Raw genomic sequence first — 17,002 nt, 5'->3', positions numbered from 1 at the left:
AACCACCCAAGGGACCTAAGGGAAATGAGGGGACTGCGGCCGGTTCTGTGCTCTTTGATTACGACGTTTTTGCAGTGTTCAGTGTGAGTTTTGATAGGGCGAATGTTAGACCATTCGAGTCAATCTGATTCCTGCATATGGTGGGGATTTAGCTTGTGTGCCTGTAATGGGGTAACCGATTGTGGGTGCCCATCCTCTGTCGTGGTGTCAGACGGCGATCGCTGGATCGTTGTCCACACGCATGGGCACCCCGACAGGTGAATGCCTGAACCGCGCCAGCAAGGCGTGCGGCCGTATGCGGCAGCCCACACCCGACTCTCCGCAAAAGGGGCTGCTCTCATGGCAGTAACCATCATTCCCTCAACGGTGGCGGCTTGCTCGACCTTCACCGCCATCGTCACCGGCGCGCCCGCCGGGGCCACCTCGGCCGTCTTCACCTACGACGGCGCCACCCCCCAGACGCTGCCGGTGGTCGCCGGAGTCGCCGGCCCTGCGACGTTCACGGCCGTCGGCTCGGGCGTACAGCTGGTCTCAGTGAACTACGTCGACGCCGGCGGCGTCGTGGTGGGGACCGACAGCGGTACCGTGACCGTCACCGCGGGGCCGGCCGGTACCATCTCGACGACGCTGTCCGCCCCCGGCGGGACCACGACAGCCACCACCACGCTGGCCTGCAGCGCCGGCCTGGCCTCCGTCAACGGGACCCTGACCTACACTCTGCCGGGCGGGGCCACGGTCACGGCCGCGGTGGTCAACGGCGTGGTCGCCCCGACCAATCTGGGGGTCGCGCTGACCGCAGGTCAGACGGTGGGCGTCAGCTTCACCCCGGCAGCTGGCTCCTGCGTTGCCTGCACCTTCGCACCGATCACCGTCACCGTCCCCGCAGCGCCGTCCTGTCTCGTGCTTCTGCTGCCGCCGTCGGGTGCGGTGGTGGCCGGTCAGCCGACCACCTTGACGGCGGTCGTGCTGTGCAACGGGCTCCCCGTCTCGGGTGCCTCGGTCACCTTCAGCGGTGGTGGGGCCACACCGGTGACCGTCACCACCAACGCCTCCGGGATCGCCACCGGGTCGCTGACCTTCCCCACGGCAGGTCCGGCGTCGGTCACCGCAACGGTCACCGCGGCCAACACCGCCTGCTCGTGCACCAACGTCTCCTCCACCCCGGTCACGGTCAACGTCACCACGCAGCCGTCCTGTCTGGTGTTCCTGCTGCCGCCGTCGGGTGGGGTGGTGGCCGGTCAGCCGACCAGCCTGACGGCGGTCGTGCTGTGCAACGGTGTACCCGTCTCGGGTGCCTCGGTCACCTTCAGCGGCGGCGGGGCGACGCCGGTGACCGTCACCACCAACGCCTCCGGGATCGCCTCCGGGTCGCTGACCTTCCCCGCGGCGGGTCCGGCGTCGGTCACCGCAACGGTCACCGCGGCCAACACCGCCTGCTCGTGCACCAACGTCTCCTCCACCCCGATCACCGTCAACGTCACCGGCGCGGGGACGGGCGTGACACTTCAGGTGCTGCCGTCCTGCTGGCAGTTCGACCTGCAGGTCCCGCTGCCGAACACCTTCGCGGCAACACTGCGGGCGCGTGTCTCGCCTGCGGCCGCGGGCGTGACGGTAAGTTTCTTCGTGGGCGGACAACTGGTGGGCACCGCGGTGACCGACGCCACCGGCACGGCGACCCTCAACACCAGCCTGACGCTGCTGCAGGCGCTGTCAGGCAGCTTCACCGCAACCGCCAACGTCGGCGGAAGCACCGTTCAGGCGACCGGCCCCCTGCCGCCCTGCCTGCCGCTGTGACCGGTCCCGACCCTGCCTCGTCCGGGACGGCACAGCACCGTCGGGACAGACCGTTGCCAGGCCCCGTCCAATGGTCAGCCTGATTTAACGGTTCGTCGAACGTCGATCGCCTTCCCCCTGCGGAGCCGTCCCCCCCGTCATGCAAGGACGGGGGGGGGGGGGGGGGGGGGGGGGGGGGGGCGGGGCGCGCCCCCCCCCCCCCCCGCCCCGCCCCCCCCCCCCCCCCCCCCCCCCCCCCCCCCCCCCCCCCCCCCCCCCGGCGGGGGGGGGGGGGGGGCACGGCCCGGCCTCCAAGCCTAACGGCGAGCGCACACACGCCGCCCGGTGCCGCACCAAACCCACCTGCACTGAGGGGAGACTTCCATGAGCCTGACGGCGTTCCTGCTGGCCCTCGGCGCCACTTGCCGCATCACCCGCCTTCTCACCAAGGACACGCTCGCGGCCGGCTTCAGATCGCAGATCGCCGATCGCTTCGGCGACGACTCCAAGGCAACCTACCTGGTCAGCTGCGGTTGGTGCGCGAGCGTGTGGGTCGCGACCGCCGTGACCGCCTGTCTCCTCGCCCTGGCGGACACCGTCTGGTTCACGGCACCGGCAACCGCCCTGAGCCTGTCCTACATCGCGGGAGTGGCCTCACGGTGGCTGGACTGACCAACACGAAACCATGAGGGCACCATCCACCAGGTGCATTGCACAACGCGCCGCATGCGGACGGCATGACAGCGTAACGGCTGCCACTCCGGCGCTCAAACACCGAGACACGAAAGGAGAACGCACATGGCCTGCAACTGCGGCGCGGTGTCCCCGCAGCCAATCATCGTCTACCAGCTGAACTTGCCCGACGGCACAACCCGCCAGTACGTCACCTACCAGGAGGCGCTGGCCGCCCAAGCAAGAGCAGGCGGCATCGGGGAGATCACGATCAGCACTCAGTGAAACTCAGGGCGGCCCAGGACGTTGCGCCGCCGTCCTCCGTGGTCGTACCGCCGCCGGCCAGGGCAGCAGTCACCTTCTGGCCGGGGGCGTACAGGTCCACGCACCGTCCGTAGCCCGAAACTGCGCCGCCCCCACCGCGGGCATGGGCACCTCCCAGGCACTGATCGGCGCCCGCTCCCTGGCCCGCCATCTGACCGCCTCCAACAGTGCCCACACGATCGAATTCGCTGCCTACAAAGCCGAGTTGGGGCCCTACATCAAGGCCAACCAGCAGACGGGCCGAGAGGGCGCAGCAGCCTTCGGTGCTCGCACCGAGTGATGCTCCCCGTTGCTCAGTTCGGCTTCGCAGGGCTGGTAGAGCTTCACTTCCGGTGACAGGAAGGCTGCTGAATGAGCACTGGTGACAGGCCGCCTGCCTCGTTGGTGACAACCAGACTGCTTTGACCGGACCCGTTCACCAGCTCGTCCGGCTCCGCCGGTGACAACTAGCGTGCTTCGGTTCACTACGGCCGCCGCATCCACCATGCGGCGGCCGGAAATCCGTCACCGTTTCCACGACGATCGGGAGGCTCGTGTGAGCACCCCCGTTCCCCGATCCCGCCGTCGTCTGCGCGTCTCGGCACCCGGCCCGGCCGCGCCCCGCCAGCCGGTCGACTGGGCGAAGGTCGGCCGCCGCTCGGTCCGCGCCACCGGCATGACCGCCACAGGGACCGCGGCCGCGCTCGAGGAAGCCCGGCTGCAGCAGCCCCTCGAAGGCGACCGCGAGGACCTGGCCGACGCCGAACGCGGCCCGGCCGAAGTCGGCGAGTGGGAGCGCATCACGCAGCTGCTCGCCACCACCGGCGGCGTCTACGACCCGCAGGCCGACGCCGTCGTCCAGGACGAGCTCGCCGCCGACGCCGAAGACGAACGCGTGCAGCAGCTCCAGGACGAGCAGCACCGCCAGGAGCAGGAGGCCGCCCGCCGCGCCGTCCTCGCCCCGGACGTCCTGCGCCACGCCCTGCTGGCACGCTGGCCCGTACCGTCCTGCTGGACTCGCTCAGCGAGGGCGAGCAGGCGGCCGTGGGTCGACTCCCGGGTCCGACCCGGCGGCCGCGCTCGCCTTCAACGCGCTGCTCGCCCGCGCATACGAGGCCGGCACCGCAGCCCGCGCGGGGACCGCGTCATGACTGGTTGCCCGGAGGAACTGGTGGTCGCCACGTGGGTTGAGCGACGGCCTGCGGCACTCGCCATGAGACGCTCACCGCCGACGGCCAGGCCCACGTCGACTGCATGCCTCCGTTCGGGGAGCCGTGCTTCGAGGGCGACGATGACCAGAAGCAGTTCTGCATGGAGTGCTCGGCTGCGCCGCGCGCCGTGAGTGCCGCGGGCCCCGCTTCTGGCCACCGCTTCTGAGCTGATCACTGACGGCAACCTCCCAGGCACCCAGCCCCCCGACGCGAAGCGGGGAGTCTGAGAGCCCGCGTCAGGCATGTGAGGCACCTGGTTCCCGAGGCCCGTGCCTGACAGATACCTCGGGGCTGTTCAAGCACGTACGGCATGTCGGTGACGTATGTGCCGACCCTCGACCTCGCCCGCGGTTGCTCAACCATCAGGTTTCTTACACCCCAGCTCGCGCCGCCCGCAGCGTCCAGAGCCTGCCCGTCCAGCTGGACACCGCTCAAGCCCCGAGCCTCCACCAGGGACGGCGAAGCTCTCCGGGGCCGACGTCAGAGGATGTCCTCCTCCTCCGGAACGACCACCTGGTCGATCAGCCGCTGGATCCGTTCGCTGGGCAGGGCCACCGCCATGGCCCAGTAGTAGATGACGAGGCTGAACACGGCCACGACCCCGATGTCCCACCACAGCGGGAACCAGGGATGCTTGAGCGGTCCGAAGTCGCTGAGGTAGACGATGAGTCCCATGCCCACCAGGTAGACCGGCAGCCATTGCGCGGCACGCAGGTCGAGCTGGGGCGTGATGGGGTTCATCTTGAGCACCCGGTTGGCGACCAGGATGACGTAGCCGAGCAGGATGGCGACGCCGAGTTTCCAGTCGGTGGTCCACCCCGACCACAGGATCAGCAGGTTGGCGACGATGAAGGCCAGCGGCGACATCCAGGCGCCGCCGGGCAGCCGGTAGGGACGGTGGGCGTCGGGCAGCCGGTTGCGGAACACCCCGAAGGAGAGCGGGGCGCCGGCGTACATCAGCACGCTGGCGCTGGTGATCAGGCCGACGAGGGACCGCCAGCTGGGGAAGGGCAGGAAGCAGATGCAGCCGATCACGAACGCGGTGATCAGGCCGACCCAGGGAACACCGCGCCGGTTGGTGGCCTCGAAGACGGAGGGCACATAACCGTTGCGGCTGAGGCCGTAGGAGACCCGGGAGGAACCGGTGATGTAGATCAGGCCGGTACCGGCGGGGGACACCACGGCGTCGAGATAGAGGACCGTGGCCAGCCAGCCCAGGCTGATGAGCGTGGCCACCTGGGCGAAGGGCCCGCTCAGCGCGGTGAAGGCGGAGTTGGCCCAGTGGCTGCCGATCTGGGTGGCGGGCAGCGCGGCCAGGAAGGTGACCTGCAGCAGGATGTAGATCAGGATGCCCAGGACGATCGACCCGATGACCGCGCGCGGGATGTCCCGCTTCGGGTTGGCGCTCTCGCCGGCGAGCTGGTCGGCCTGTTCGAAGCCCAGCAGGGCGAAGATGATGCCACTGGTAGAGACGGCGGACAGGATGCCCTTGGCCCCGTACGGGTCGAAACCGTCGGCCGCGGTGAAGTTGCTGGTGTGGAACTGGGCGAGGGCGAACACGAAGATCGTCAGCAGCGGGACGCCGACCTTCCACCAGGTCGCCGCACTGTTGGTACGGGCCAGCAGCCGGATGCTGAGGAAGTTGATGGCCGTGATGACCGCCATCAGGCCGACCGCGACGGCGATGCCGGGCGGGGTCAGGACGTGCTCGCCGCCCTGGATCTTCTCCCAGCCGCTCGCCCAGGAGTAGTGCTGGGCGTAGGTGATCATCGCCAGCACTTCGATCGGTGCCACCGTGGCCGCCTGCAGCCAGGAGAACCAGCCGAACGACGCGCCTGCGGCGCCGCCGAAGGCGTAGTGCGGGAAGCGGGCGGTGCCGCCCGAGACCGGATACATGCCGCCGAGTTCCGCATGGACCAGCGCCAGGATCAGGATCGCCAGGCCGCCGATGGCCCAGGAGATGATCGCCGCCGGACCGGCGGCCGCCAGGGCGCCCTGGGCGCCGAACAGCCAGCCGGATCCGATGATGGAGCCTTCCGAGGCCCAGATGAGTCCGATGAAGCCGATCTCGCGTCGCAGTCCGGGTTTGTGGGTCTGCGGTCCCGCTTCTGACACGGCCATGGTGCACACCCCCTCGCTAGGGTGATGTTCATCACTATCGTGCCACGGTGACGCGGTCATGGCACCGAACGTGTCACCGGTTGCCGGTGCGCTCGGGCCGCCGAAGCAGCGCGCCCGCTCAGGGAGCGGCGGCCGGGTGCGGGCCGGCCGGCGGAGTGCCGGTGACCGCTGCCCGGTACAGGGCCTCGGTGGCGTGGCCGAACCGGTGTACGACTTCCAGGACGCGGCGGTCACCTGCATCGAGAAGGACAGCGTGCCAGGCCGGCGGGACGTGCGCCGCCTGGTGGAGATCATGCTCGGCGGCGACCGGGTCGGCCAGGTCGGCTACGACGCGCTGGCCCCGCTCACCCGGGACGTCCACGACCGGCTCGCCCCGCTGAACCTCAAGCTCCAGCAGCGCGGCGTCCAGCGGGCCCTGCTCGACATGGCCTCCCGGCCGGAGCTCGAGCAATGCTCCGACGTGCTGTGGATGCTGCGGTACCTCCTGCCGCACGGGGCGGCCCGTCCCATCATGGGCGAACGGCGGCTCGGCGAGCACCCCATCCAGGAGTCCTGGGACCTGGCGCTCGGCACCCACCAGCGGGCCCTGATCGAGCTGGGCTACGAGGGCGTCAGCATTGAGCAGGTGCTCGAGCAGCGGCTGCGGCGGACCGCGTACGGCCCGCAGGCCACCACGGCGACCGTCCTCCAGGCGGTCGAGGACGCCACCCTCTACCTGCGCAGCCGCCGCCTCGCCGACGAACTGGGCCGGCGCGCGCTGGAGGTGCTCGCGACCGAGCGGAGCGTGGACGGCGCACCGGAGGTGCTGCGTCGGGTGCGCGGCCTGCTGGCGTACTACCGCACCAGCGAGCCGGCCCTGCCCGCGTGGATCGAGTCGTTCGTCACGACCGGATACGCGCACTACTGCACGCTGCTGCCGACGGCGTTCGCCGACGACGACGCGAGCGTGCGCCAGGTGGCGGCCATGCTGGGCTTCCTGTTCAGCATGGAGGGCCTCGCCCTGTCCCTCGGCTGCGACCGCAACCAACTGGAGCTGGCCGTCGCCCAGTCGCACCCGGAGGACCCCGCCAAGACGGCGCTGCTGTGGGCGGCGAGGACACAGCTGCGCCGGCTCACCCGCGCCGACCTGCGGGCGCGGTGCGCGGGACTGCTTGGCAACCCGCTGGTGGTGCCTGCCTACCCGCGCTATCTCAGCGGTTTCCTGCACGCGCTGGAGCCGGTGCCGGGCCTCGCCGACTTCGTCGTCGAGGCGGTCTCGCACGCCTTCGCGCAGCTGCCGGACCCGGTGCTGCTGCCCTGGCTGCCGACCCTCATCACCACGCTGCGCGGCAGCGGCGCCGATCTCGCGCCCCTGCTGATCCGCGAGGCCGGCCGCGTCTTCCCGGGCCGGCTGGCGGACCTGGACGCGTGGACACCGCCGTGGCGGGTCGAGCTGGCTTCGGCAGACCCGCGCCCGGCCCGCGACCGCTCCTCCGCGCCCTGCGGCCTGGCCCTGCTCGCCGCCCACCCGGCGACCTGCGACGCGGTGGCGGACCTGCTCGGCTGCGCGGGCACCTGGCAGTCCGCGGAGCCGGCCCTGGCCGGCGCGGCCCTGCTCGCCCGCCATTCGGACACCGCCGACGCCCTGGAGGCGCTGCTGGCCACGCCCTGACACCGGGCAGGCCGGGCTGCACGCGCTTCACCCTTCCCCCCCGCCGGAGCCACCGCGCCCCCGCCCGCGGTGGCTCCGGCAGGTCGCCGGCGGGTGATCAGCGGCGAAGGGGCTGGGCAATCGTCAAGAGTGGTCGCCGGGGTGTTGCTGGCGAACTGGAAGCTGATGGGTGGGGACTGGGATTCGGTCACCACCAAGACCGCAACCGCGAGGCTGGCTCGGCCATCTCCAGCGGAGGCATCAGGAATCGGTCCGAAATGAGCGAGAGGCCGCTCGGTGAAGATGACCTACGGCGGCTCCTACACCGACAGCCCCACCACCCGCTACGACGCCATGTACGGCATGACCTCCCCGGGCGCGTACGTGGCGATGATGTACCGCCGCTACGCCCACGAATACGGCGTGCCCGACGGCGCCCTCGCCCCCATCGCGATCAACAACCGCCGCAACGCCGCCCTCAATCCGGTCGCCGTGATGCGCGAGGAGATCACCGAGGAGCAGTACCTCACCTCCCGCTACATCGCCGACCCGCTGCGCCTGTACGACTACTGCATCATCAACGACGGCGGCGTCGCGCTGATCCTCACCACCCTGGACAAGGCCCGTGACCTGGCCAAGCGGCCGGTACGGGTGGCGGCCACCGCCGCGCGGGCGAGCGTCAGCAACTACTACACCAGCACGGACTTCTTCCACTCCGCCGCCCAGGACGTGGCCCGCCGGGTGTACTCGGCCTCGGGGTATGGCCCGCAGGACATGGACTGCCTGCAGATCTACGACAACTTCACCCCCACCGTCCTGTTCAGCCTGGAGGGCTTCGACCACGCGCCGCGCGGTGAGGCCTGGAAGTGGGCGACCGCCGACCGCATCGCGCGTGACGGCGAGGTGCCCATCAACACGGCCGGCGGGCACACCGGCGAGAGCTACATGCAGGGCTGGGGCCACCACGTCGAGGCCGTGCGCCAGATCCGCGGCGAAGCCGGCCCGCGCCAGGTGGCCGACTGCAACGTCGCCCAATACATCTGCGCCTCACCCATCACCACGTCGCACGTCCTGGTCGGGGAGTGAGCACACCCATGGACAACCAGCAACTCATCGACATGCTCCCGCCGGTCACGGACGCCAACCGCGCCTTCTGGGAGGGCACCCTCGCCGGTGAACTCCGCCTGCAGTACGGCGACTCCGGCACCCCCCGCTACCCCGAGTCGCCAGTCGACCCCGCCACCCTCGACGACGGCTTCGAATGGCGCGCGGCCAGCGGCAGGGCAACGCTCTGGTCCTGGATCGTCATGCACCAGAAGTACTTCCCCGCCTTCGCCGACGAGGTGCCCTACCTCGTGGCCTTCGTCCAGCTGGAGGAGGGCCCGTATCTGATGACCACCCTCATCGACCCGCCCGAGGACCTGGAGTGCGGGATGCCGCTTCAGGTCGTCTTCGAGAAGGTGTCCAAGGAGCGGGCCGTCCCGAAGTTCAAGGTGGCATCCCAATGACCACGACACCCACCACGCAGACGGACACCGAACAAGCCGTCCTGCTCGAGCACCTGCCAAGCGGCATCTCCCGCATCACCTTCAACCGCCCGGCCAAGCGCAACGCCATGAACCGGGCGGCCCGCGCCGGCATCGTGCACGCCCTCGACGAGTGCCGAGGCCGCTCCAAGGTGATCATCCTGACCGGCAACGGCCCCGCCTTCTGCGCCGGCGTCGACCTCAAGGAGGGTGACGTCAGCACCGGGGACGCGGAGCTCGACCGGCGCAGCGAGTGGGCGGCCGTCCAGGAGGAGATCCGCAGCCACCCGGCCATCGTTATCGCCGCCGTCAACGGCACGGCGCTCGGCGGGGGTTCCACGCTCATCAACGTCGCCGACCTCGCCATCGCGGCAGACGAGGCCCAGATCGGCATGCCGGAGATCGGCTTCGGCCTCTACCCGACCCTCGCCGGGCCCGCCGCCCAGCTGCGCCTGCAGCCCAAGCACGCGGCCTGGCTGGTCCTCACCGCCGAACGCATCAACGGTCCCACCGCAGCGGAGTGGGGCCTGGTCAACCTCTCCGTCCCCCTCAAGGAGCTGGACTCCGCCGCCACCGACCTCGCCGAACGCGTCGCCTCATTCGACGCGACCGCGCTGGCATGGTCCAAGAAGGCGCTGTGGAAGATCCCCTGCGAGATCTCCCAGTGGACCGAGGCCATCGCCTACGGGCATGAGGTCGCGGACGAACTGCGATCCCGCAGCACCGCTCTGGCCGAAGGCCTCGGCCGGTTCAGGGCGGGCGAGCGCAACCCGGGGCAGGGCTGATGTCCGGCCAGCGCACCTTCCGGGTGGTCGAGGTCACCGAGTCGGTCGCGGGAGCGGCGTGCGGACGCCTGTTCGCCGCCCTCGGCCACGACGTCCTGCTGTGCGAGCCGCCGACCGGCACGCCGCTGCGGGCCAGGGAGTTCACCTTCGCCGCCCTGGGCGCCGGCAAACGCAGCGCCGTACTGCGGCCCGAACAACTGGCGGCCGACGAGACCAGCCCCCTGGCCACCGCCGACGTACTGATCACCGACCTCACACCGGCCGCGGCCGCCGCCGAGGGCCTGGACCTCAACGAGCTCCGGCAACGCTTCCCCGGACTGGTCGTGGTTTCCCTCACCGCGTTCGGACTGGCCGGCGAGTACGCCGAGAGCGTCGGCGACAGCCTCCTGGCGGAGGCGTACGGGGGCCTTGCCACCATGATCGGCGAGCCGGACCAGCGCCCGCTCAGCCTGGGCGGCGAGCAGAGCGCCCACGCGGCGGCCTTCGCCGGCCTGTACGGCGCCATCATCGCCCTGCGAGGCCGCGACCGCACGGGACGCGGCGACCTGGTCGAGGTCGCCCTGAGCGATGTCGCCGCCTACATGGACTGGAAGAGCGACGTCATCCACGACCTCAGCGGCGACATCCCCAAGCGTGCGGGCTACTCACAGGGCGGCTGGCGCGTGGTGCGGGCCAAGGACGGCTGGGTCGGAGTGATCTTCTTCGACCGTCAGTGGCCCGCCGTGGTGGAGGTCTTCGGCGACCCACGCCTGAGCGCCCCCGGCCTCGACGACCCAGAGCAGCGCGCGAGGCGGGCGCAGGAGTGGTGGCCCGTGATCGCCGAAGCGGCCGCGAGCCGGGAGGCCGTGGAGCTCTACACCGCGGCCCAGAGCCTGGGGCTGCCCTTCGGCTACGCCGCCGACGCCAACGACCTGCTGGGCAGCGAGCAGCTCCGCGGCCGCGGTTTCGTGCTGCCGCCCGAGCGGCGACGCAAAGACGCCCCCGTGGTCGGCCTGCCGTGGACCATGCCCGGCCTGCCCGAGCCCGCGGCGCCGGCACCCGCACTGGGCGAGCACAGCAGCACCCTCACGACCACAGCGCAAGAAACCGTCCCCACGCCGCGCGCGAGCACGCCACGGCAGCGCAAGGACGCGGCTCCGCTGAGCGGTCTGGTCGTTCTCGACTTCGGCACCATCACCGCCGGAGCGGCCACCAGCCGGCTGCTCGCCGACTACGGCGCCACCGTCATCAAGATCGAGTCGCGCGAGCGTCCCGACGGGTTCCGGACGTGGGTCATGCCGGGCAGCACGGACCAGGCGTCCGGGAGCAAGCCGCCGACGTCGCCGATGTTCGCCTCCAACAACGCCGGCAAGCGTGGCCTGAGCCTCGATCTGAAAACCGAGCACGGCCGGGCCATCGTCCACCGGCTCATCCGCAGAGCCGACGTCCTGGTCGAGAACTTCCGCGTGGGCGTGGCGGCCCGCATGGGCATCGACTACGCCACCGCCCACCGGCTCAACCCCGACCTGGTCTACCTGTCCCTGTCCAGTCAGGGCGTCACCGGCCCGGAGGCGTCGTACAGCTCCTACGGCTCGACCCTGGATCTGCTGTCCGGCCTCGCGGCCGTCACCGGCTACCCGGGGGAGCGGCCCATGTGGTCGGGCGGTGACATCAACTACCCCGACCAGGTGGTGGCCTTCGTCGGCGCCGCGCTGGTCGCCAACGCCGTCACCAGCGGTCGGCGCGGCATCCACCTGGACGTCTCACAGCGGGAGGTCGTCGCCTGGACCCTGGCCGATCAGCTCGGCCAGTACGTCTGGACAGGACAGATGCCCGCACCGGACGGCAACCGCCGTCCCGGCGCCGCCCCGCACGACACCTACCCGACGGCGGAGCCCGACGGCTGGCTGGCGATCGCCTGCACCAGCGCCGGACACCGGCGGGCGCTGGCCGAGGTGATCACGGCTCTGCCCGGCCATGAGCCGGAGGACTGGTGGCTGAAGCACCAGAACACTGTCGACGCGGTCATCTCGGAGTGGACGGCCCGGCGCCCCCGTGACCGGGCTGTGGCGGAACTGCGCCGCGCAGGTGTCCCGGCCGTGCCCGTGAACACCGCCGCCGACCGAGCGCGTGACCCCCGTTACCGAGAGCGTCGCACGGCGCTGCGCGTGCCTGAGTGGCTGAAGGGGTTCCCCATGATCCTGCACGGCCACGCGCCGCCGGACCCCGCTCCCGCACCCGCCCTCGGCGACAACGTCGAGCACCTTAACGACGCCGCCCTCAATGAACTCCTCGGCGGCATTCCCCAGCCGCCGTCCCCCCGCTGACCCTTTCTGTCCGTGCCCTCCCTACCCCTACCCGCACATCCCCGATCAGGAGCCCGCCATGCCCCGTGTCGTATTCGTCCGCCCGGACGGGACCAAGCAGGAAACCGACGCCCCCGACGGAACCACCGTCATGCAGGCCGCCACCGCCAACCTGGTACCCGGCATCGTCGCCGAGTGCGGCGGTGAGCTGTCCTGCGCCACCTGCCACGTCTTCGTGGACGAGCAGTGGCTCGGTGCGCTGCCCGCGCGGTCGGAAGACGAGGAGGACATGCTGGAGGCGACCTCCGAGGAACCCACCGACGCCAGCCGGCTGTCCTGCCAGATCACGCTGGACGCCTCGCTGGACGGCATCGTCCTGCACATCCCCAAGTCCCAGAAGTAGGACGGGGAGCGCACTATGCACATCGAACCCACCGCCACCGACCGCGTCGTCGTGGTCGGCGGCGGACAGGCCGGCGCGGACTTCGTCGCCGCCCTGCGCATGGCCGGCCATCAGGGACCGGTGACCCTCATCGGCGACGAACCCGGCTACCCCTACGCCCGCCCGCCGCTGTCCAAGGCGTACCTGTCCGGCAAGGCATCCGCCGAGGACCTGTACATCCGGCCCCCCGCCATGTACGAGCAGCAGGGCATCGAGCTGCGCACGGGCACCCGGGTCACGGGAATCGACCGCACCGCCCACGAGGTCGTCCTGGCCGGCGGCGAGCGGCTGCCGTACGCACGCCTGGTGCTCGCCACCGGCGGCCGGGCCCGCAGACTGCCCGCCCCCGGCCTCGACGACGCGCCCAACGTCCACTACCTCAGAACCCTCGCCGACGTGCAGGCCATGCGGCACCGCTTCGTGCCGGGCGCCCGGCTGGTCGTCGTCGGCGGCGGCTATGTCGGGCTCGAGGTGGCGGCGGTCGCCCGGCAACTCGGTTTGAACGTGACGCTGGTGGAGGCGCTGCCGCGTGTCCTGGCCCGGGTGACCGCTCCGCAGGTGTCTGCCTTCTACCAGCGCGTGCACACCGAAGAGGGTGTGGACATCCGCGTCGACACAGCGGTGACCGGCTTCTCCTTCGCCCCCGACGGCACGGTGGCCGCGGTGGAGCTCAAGAGCGGCGAACAACTCGATGCCGACGTCGTCCTCGTCGGCATCGGGCTGATCCCCAACACCGAACTGGCCGAGCAGGCAGGGCTCGCCGTCGACAACGGCATCGTCGTGGACGAGTACTGCCGTACCGAGGACCCCGCGATCCTCGCCATCGGCGACTGCACCAGCCACCCGTGCGGCGAGCACGGCGGACGGCGCAGACTGGAGTCGGTGCCCAACGCCTCCGAGCAGGCACGGGTCGCTGCCGCCACCGTGACCGGGAACCTGCAGCCCTACACCGCCATCCCGTGGTTCTGGTCCGACCAGTACGACGTCAAGCTCCAGACCACAGGACTGTCCACCGGCTACGACGACGTCGTCATCCGTGGCACCACCGAGACCGGTCGGTCGTTCGCCGCTTTCTACCTCAAGGACGGCCAGGTCCGCGCCGCGGACGTGGTGGGCAGCTCCCGCGACTTCACCGCAGCCAGAAAGCTGGTCGCCACGCGCGCCCGGGTGGATCCCGCAGCACTGCAGGACCTGTCCATCCCTCTCAAGCAACTCCTCTGACCACTGAGAATGGAAACCGAGACATGACGGACCACACGGCGGCCCCGGCCACCTCCACGCGCCCGGAGCGCTTTCCGCCCGAGATGGACCGCGACTACCTGATGCTCATCGACGGCGAGTGGGTCGCCGCCTCAGGTGGTGAGACCTTCTCCTGCCTGGACCCGTACGAGAACCGTTCCTGGGGCCGTGTCCCCGCCGCCACCGAGCGGGATGTCGACCGGGCCGTGCGGGCAGCCCGGCGGGCCTTCGACGAGGACGGCTGGTCCCGCACCCCCGCCGCGCTGCGGGCCGGCCTGCTGCGCCGGCTCGCTGACCTGATCGAGGAGCACGCAGAGGAACTGGCGTTCCTCCAGATCCACGAGAATGGCAAGCTCATCAGCGAGATGCTGCCCGGCGCCAAGGGACTGGCGGCGCACGCCCGGTACGTGGCGGGGCTGGCGGAAAACCACCACGGCTCCACCCTGCCCGTCCACCCCGGCTTCACCACCTACACCGTGCCCGAGCCGACCGGCGCCGCCCTGGCGGGCCACCCAGGTGTCGACAAGATCGCCTTCACCGGTTCCACAGGAGCGGGCAAGGCCATGCTCAGCGCCGCCGCCCCCCGGATCGGCAGGGTCACCCTGGAGCTGGGCGGCAAGTCACCCAACATCGTTTTCGCCGATGCCGATCTCGACAACGCCGTTCATGGCGTCATGGGCGGCATCTTCGCGGCGACCGGGCAGACCTGCATGGCCGGATCGCGCGTCCTGGTGCAGGACAGCATCTACGACGAGTTCGTGGACGCCCTGGCGGCGGCCGCGGACAAGCTGGTCCTCGGTGACCCACTCGACCCGGCGACCGACGTCGGTCCGCTCGCCTGCCGTAACCAGTTCGACAAGGTCTTGCAGTACATCGACATCGGACAGTCCGAAGGGGCGCGCCTGGCGGCAGGCGGCGTGCAGGACACCTCCACCACGGAGCTGGCCCGCGGCCTGTTCGTGCGTCCCACCGTCTTCGCCGGCGTCGACAACTCCTCACGTCTCGCCCAAGAGGAGATCTTCGGGCCTGTGGCCAGCGTGGTGCGCTTCAGCGGCGAGGACGACGCGGCCCGGCTCGCCAACGACGTCGACTTCGGTCTCGCGGCCGCCGTGTGGACGCGTGACGTCGGCCGCGCCCATCGCATGGTCAGGCGGCTGCGCGCGGGCACGGTCTGGGTCAACGCCTACCGCGTCGTCCACTACGCCGTGCCCTTCGGCGGGTTCAAGCAGAGCGGCATCGGCCGCGAACTCGGCCCCGAAGCGCTCGACGACTACACGGAGACCAAGTCCGTGTGGATCGACGAGGGCAACCCGCAGCTGTTCGGCCGTCACTGACACACGCCATCACGACGAGGAGATGTGAATACCGTGCTCGAGCACAAGAACCTCTACATCGACGGCGTCTGGCGCCGGTCGTCCGGCGACGAGGTGACCGAGGTCGTCAACCCGGCCACCGAGCAGGTCATCGCTGTGGTGCCGGCCGCCACCGCCAAGGATGTCGACGCGGCCGTCGCCGCCGCCCGCGTGGCGCTGCCCGCCTGGTCCCGCACGTCCCCGGACGACCGCAGAGCCTTCCTTGACCGGCTCCACCAGGGCCTGGTGCAGCGCGCCGACGAGATCGCCGCGACCATCACTGCGCAGATGGGCGCCCCCCGGCAGAACTCCAGGACGGTCCAGGCAGGGCTGCCGATCGCGGTCTCTGAGTCCTACGCTCGGCTGCTTCAGAGCTACGACTTCCAGGAGCGCATCGGAACCACACTCGTCGTCAAGGAGCCGGTCGGCGTCGTCGCCGCCGTCACCCCGTGGAACTACCCGCTGCACCAGATCGTGGCCAAGGTGGCCGCCGCCCTGGCCGCGGGATGCACCGTCGTGCTCAAGCCGTCCGAGGTGACCCCGCTCGACGCCTACCTGCTCACCGAGATCATCGATGCGATCGGGCTGCCTCCGGGCGTCTTCAACCTGGTGCCGGGCACCGGCGCCGTGGTGGGGGAGGCCCTGGTCGCCCACCGGGACGTCGACATGGTCTCCTTCACCGGATCGACGCGTGCCGGCAAGCGGATCGGTGAGCTCGCCGCGGCCACCGTCAAGAAGGTCGCGCTGGAACTCGGCGGCAAGTCGGCCAACGTCATCCTGCCCGATGCCGACCTGGAGTCCGCGGTCCGTGGGGGAGTGGCCAACGTCCTGTTCAACTCCGGGCAGACCTGTACGGCGTGGACCCGGATGCTCGTCCACCGCGACTCCTACGAGCATGCGGTGCAACTGGCCCGCGAGGCGGCCGAGACCGCGGTCGTGGGCGATCCCACCGACGAGCGGACCCAGGTCGGTCCGCTCGCCTCAGCAGTCCAACGCGATCGGGTGCGCACCTACATCGCCGAAGGAATCGAACAGGGCGCCCGGCTGGTGACCGGCGGCATCGAGCCGCCGACCGGCTTGCTCGCCGGCTACTACGTCCGCCCTACCGTCTTCGCCGATGTCACCGAGGACATGACCATCGCCCAGGAAGAGATCTTCGGCCCGGTCATCGTCCTCATACCGTATGCGGACGAGGACGAAGCCCTGCGGATCGCGAACAACTCCCTGTACGGCCTGTCCGGAGCGGTGTTCTCGGCGAGCCAGGACCGAGCCCTCGCCTTCGCCCATCGCCTGGACACCGGCATGGTCCACATAAACGGCGCACCGCTGGACCTGCTCGCGCCGTTCGGCGGCTACAAGCAGTCCGGCAACGGACGCGAACTGGGCGTCCACGGTCTGGAGGAGTTCCTCCAGACCAAAACACTGCAGCTCCCGGCACCGGCTGCGGCGTAATGGCCGCCCTATCTGAAATCCGCGGAAGGACAGCGCAATGAACACCCCAGATCATCCCGCTGCTTGGAGCTTCCTTTCCCAGATCTGGGACTCCCTCGGCGGAGACGAGAAAGCGCTTAATACTGCAGCCGCAGTTGCCGTGACCGGCGGTCCGGACTCTCGTTGGACTGTGCATGGGTGGGGACGTCACGATTGACGAGGTGCACCGCTG

Annotated in this window: 15 protein-coding genes; 13 read left to right on the top strand and 2 right to left on the bottom strand. The window is 70.5% G+C overall.

Annotated features, from left to right (window positions below; all coding sequences use genetic code 11):
* Positions 1 to 339: 339 nt before the first annotated feature.
* The 4 genes from ACFYZQ_RS39370 to ACFYZQ_RS39355 all read left to right on the top strand — a co-directional run bounded on the left by ACFYZQ_RS39370 (position 340) and on the right by ACFYZQ_RS39355 (position 3,049).
* Positions 340 to 1,794: a hypothetical protein gene (locus ACFYZQ_RS39370; RefSeq protein WP_389158989.1), complete on the top strand. Its 1,455-nt coding sequence runs from the start codon at positions 340 to 342 to the stop codon at positions 1,792 to 1,794.
* A gap of 363 nt (positions 1,795 to 2,157) precedes the next feature.
* On the top strand, positions 2,158 to 2,445 hold the full coding sequence (locus tag ACFYZQ_RS39365) for a hypothetical protein (RefSeq protein ID WP_389158988.1): 288 nt from the start codon (positions 2,158 to 2,160) through the stop codon (positions 2,443 to 2,445).
* Between the two features lie 126 nt (positions 2,446 to 2,571).
* Complete coding sequence (locus ACFYZQ_RS39360) at positions 2,572 to 2,730, top strand: hypothetical protein (protein ID WP_389158986.1); 159 nt, start codon at positions 2,572 to 2,574, stop codon at positions 2,728 to 2,730.
* Positions 2,731 to 2,872: 142 nt separating this feature from the next.
* Positions 2,873 to 3,049 carry a hypothetical protein gene (locus ACFYZQ_RS39355; RefSeq protein WP_389158984.1) on the top strand — a complete coding sequence of 59 codons (177 nt, stop codon included), beginning with the start codon at positions 2,873 to 2,875 and terminating at the stop codon, positions 3,047 to 3,049.
* 135 nt (positions 3,050 to 3,184) lie between these two features.
* Here ACFYZQ_RS39355 and ACFYZQ_RS39350 read toward each other — a convergent pair whose 3' ends face one another.
* A complete protein-coding gene (locus tag ACFYZQ_RS39350) occupies positions 3,185 to 3,727 on the bottom strand; it encodes a hypothetical protein (RefSeq protein WP_389158982.1) in 543 nt (180 codons plus the stop codon).
* 712 nt (positions 3,728 to 4,439) lie between these two features.
* Entirely contained in the window at positions 4,440 to 6,080 is a 1,641-nt protein-coding gene (locus tag ACFYZQ_RS39345) for an APC family permease (protein ID WP_389158980.1), read from the bottom strand.
* Positions 6,081 to 6,138: 58 nt separating this feature from the next.
* On the opposite strand from ACFYZQ_RS39345, the gene ACFYZQ_RS39340 reads away from it, so the two are divergent.
* The 9 genes from ACFYZQ_RS39340 (at position 6,139) to ACFYZQ_RS39300 (ending at position 16,791) form a co-directional block, all read left to right on the top strand.
* Positions 6,139 to 7,731, top strand: coding sequence for a hypothetical protein (locus ACFYZQ_RS39340; protein WP_389158978.1), 1,593 nt, complete (start codon positions 6,139 to 6,141; stop codon positions 7,729 to 7,731).
* Between the two features lie 282 nt (positions 7,732 to 8,013).
* On the top strand, positions 8,014 to 8,796 hold the full coding sequence (locus ACFYZQ_RS39335) for a thiolase family protein (RefSeq protein WP_389159010.1): 783 nt from the start codon (positions 8,014 to 8,016) through the stop codon (positions 8,794 to 8,796).
* A gap of 8 nt (positions 8,797 to 8,804) precedes the next feature.
* Complete coding sequence (locus ACFYZQ_RS39330) at positions 8,805 to 9,218, top strand: Zn-ribbon domain-containing OB-fold protein (RefSeq protein ID WP_389158976.1); 414 nt, start codon at positions 8,805 to 8,807, stop codon at positions 9,216 to 9,218.
* Positions 9,215 to 10,021 carry an enoyl-CoA hydratase/isomerase family protein gene (locus ACFYZQ_RS39325; RefSeq protein ID WP_389158974.1) on the top strand — a complete coding sequence of 269 codons (807 nt, stop codon included), beginning with the start codon at positions 9,215 to 9,217 and terminating at the stop codon, positions 10,019 to 10,021. Before ACFYZQ_RS39330 ends, ACFYZQ_RS39325 begins: the two co-directional genes overlap by 4 nt.
* Positions 10,021 to 12,327 carry a CoA transferase gene (locus ACFYZQ_RS39320; RefSeq protein WP_389158972.1) on the top strand — a complete coding sequence of 769 codons (2,307 nt, stop codon included), beginning with the start codon at positions 10,021 to 10,023 and terminating at the stop codon, positions 12,325 to 12,327. The genes ACFYZQ_RS39325 and ACFYZQ_RS39320 overlap by 1 nt, the downstream gene beginning before the upstream one ends.
* Positions 12,328 to 12,385: 58 nt before the next feature.
* On the top strand, positions 12,386 to 12,709 hold the full coding sequence (locus tag ACFYZQ_RS39315; protein WP_389158970.1) for a 2Fe-2S iron-sulfur cluster-binding protein: 324 nt from the start codon (positions 12,386 to 12,388) through the stop codon (positions 12,707 to 12,709).
* Between the two features lie 15 nt (positions 12,710 to 12,724).
* On the top strand, positions 12,725 to 13,969 hold the full coding sequence (locus ACFYZQ_RS39310) for an NAD(P)/FAD-dependent oxidoreductase (protein ID WP_389158967.1): 1,245 nt from the start codon (positions 12,725 to 12,727) through the stop codon (positions 13,967 to 13,969).
* A 23-nt stretch (positions 13,970 to 13,992) separates the two neighbouring features.
* Positions 13,993 to 15,321 (top strand): aldehyde dehydrogenase family protein, encoded by a 1,329-nt coding sequence (locus ACFYZQ_RS39305; RefSeq protein ID WP_389158964.1) that lies wholly within the window; start codon positions 13,993 to 13,995, stop codon positions 15,319 to 15,321.
* 33 nt (positions 15,322 to 15,354) lie between these two features.
* Positions 15,355 to 16,791 carry an aldehyde dehydrogenase family protein gene (locus ACFYZQ_RS39300; RefSeq protein WP_389158962.1) on the top strand — a complete coding sequence of 479 codons (1,437 nt, stop codon included), beginning with the start codon at positions 15,355 to 15,357 and terminating at the stop codon, positions 16,789 to 16,791.
* Positions 16,792 to 17,002 lie beyond the last annotated feature (211 nt).

The organism is Streptomyces sp. NPDC001843 (assembly GCF_042891955.1).
Classification (GTDB): domain Bacteria; phylum Actinomycetota; class Actinomycetes; order Streptomycetales; family Streptomycetaceae; genus Streptomyces.
This window is presented reverse-complemented; position numbering and strand designations above follow the sequence as displayed.

Coding starts and splice junctions, on each gene's coding strand:
- ACFYZQ_RS39345 (WP_389158980.1), bottom strand. CDS start 6,080: ATGGCCGTGTCAGAAGCGGGACCGCAGACCCACAAACCCGGACTGCGA.
- ACFYZQ_RS39325 (WP_389158974.1), top strand. CDS start 9,215: ATGACCACGACACCCACCACGCAGACGGACACCGAACAAGCCGTCCTG.
- ACFYZQ_RS39310 (WP_389158967.1), top strand. CDS start 12,725: ATGCACATCGAACCCACCGCCACCGACCGCGTCGTCGTGGTCGGCGGC.
- ACFYZQ_RS39365 (WP_389158988.1), top strand. CDS start 2,158: ATGAGCCTGACGGCGTTCCTGCTGGCCCTCGGCGCCACTTGCCGCATC.
- ACFYZQ_RS39360 (WP_389158986.1), top strand. CDS start 2,572: ATGGCCTGCAACTGCGGCGCGGTGTCCCCGCAGCCAATCATCGTCTAC.
- ACFYZQ_RS39370 (WP_389158989.1), top strand. CDS start 340: ATGGCAGTAACCATCATTCCCTCAACGGTGGCGGCTTGCTCGACCTTC.
- ACFYZQ_RS39305 (WP_389158964.1), top strand. CDS start 13,993: ATGACGGACCACACGGCGGCCCCGGCCACCTCCACGCGCCCGGAGCGC.
- ACFYZQ_RS39315 (WP_389158970.1), top strand. CDS start 12,386: ATGCCCCGTGTCGTATTCGTCCGCCCGGACGGGACCAAGCAGGAAACC.
- ACFYZQ_RS39355 (WP_389158984.1), top strand. CDS start 2,873: ATGGGCACCTCCCAGGCACTGATCGGCGCCCGCTCCCTGGCCCGCCAT.
- ACFYZQ_RS39340 (WP_389158978.1), top strand. CDS start 6,139: ATGGCACCGAACGTGTCACCGGTTGCCGGTGCGCTCGGGCCGCCGAAG.
- ACFYZQ_RS39335 (WP_389159010.1), top strand. CDS start 8,014: ATGACCTACGGCGGCTCCTACACCGACAGCCCCACCACCCGCTACGAC.
- ACFYZQ_RS39320 (WP_389158972.1), top strand. CDS start 10,021: ATGTCCGGCCAGCGCACCTTCCGGGTGGTCGAGGTCACCGAGTCGGTC.
- ACFYZQ_RS39330 (WP_389158976.1), top strand. CDS start 8,805: ATGGACAACCAGCAACTCATCGACATGCTCCCGCCGGTCACGGACGCC.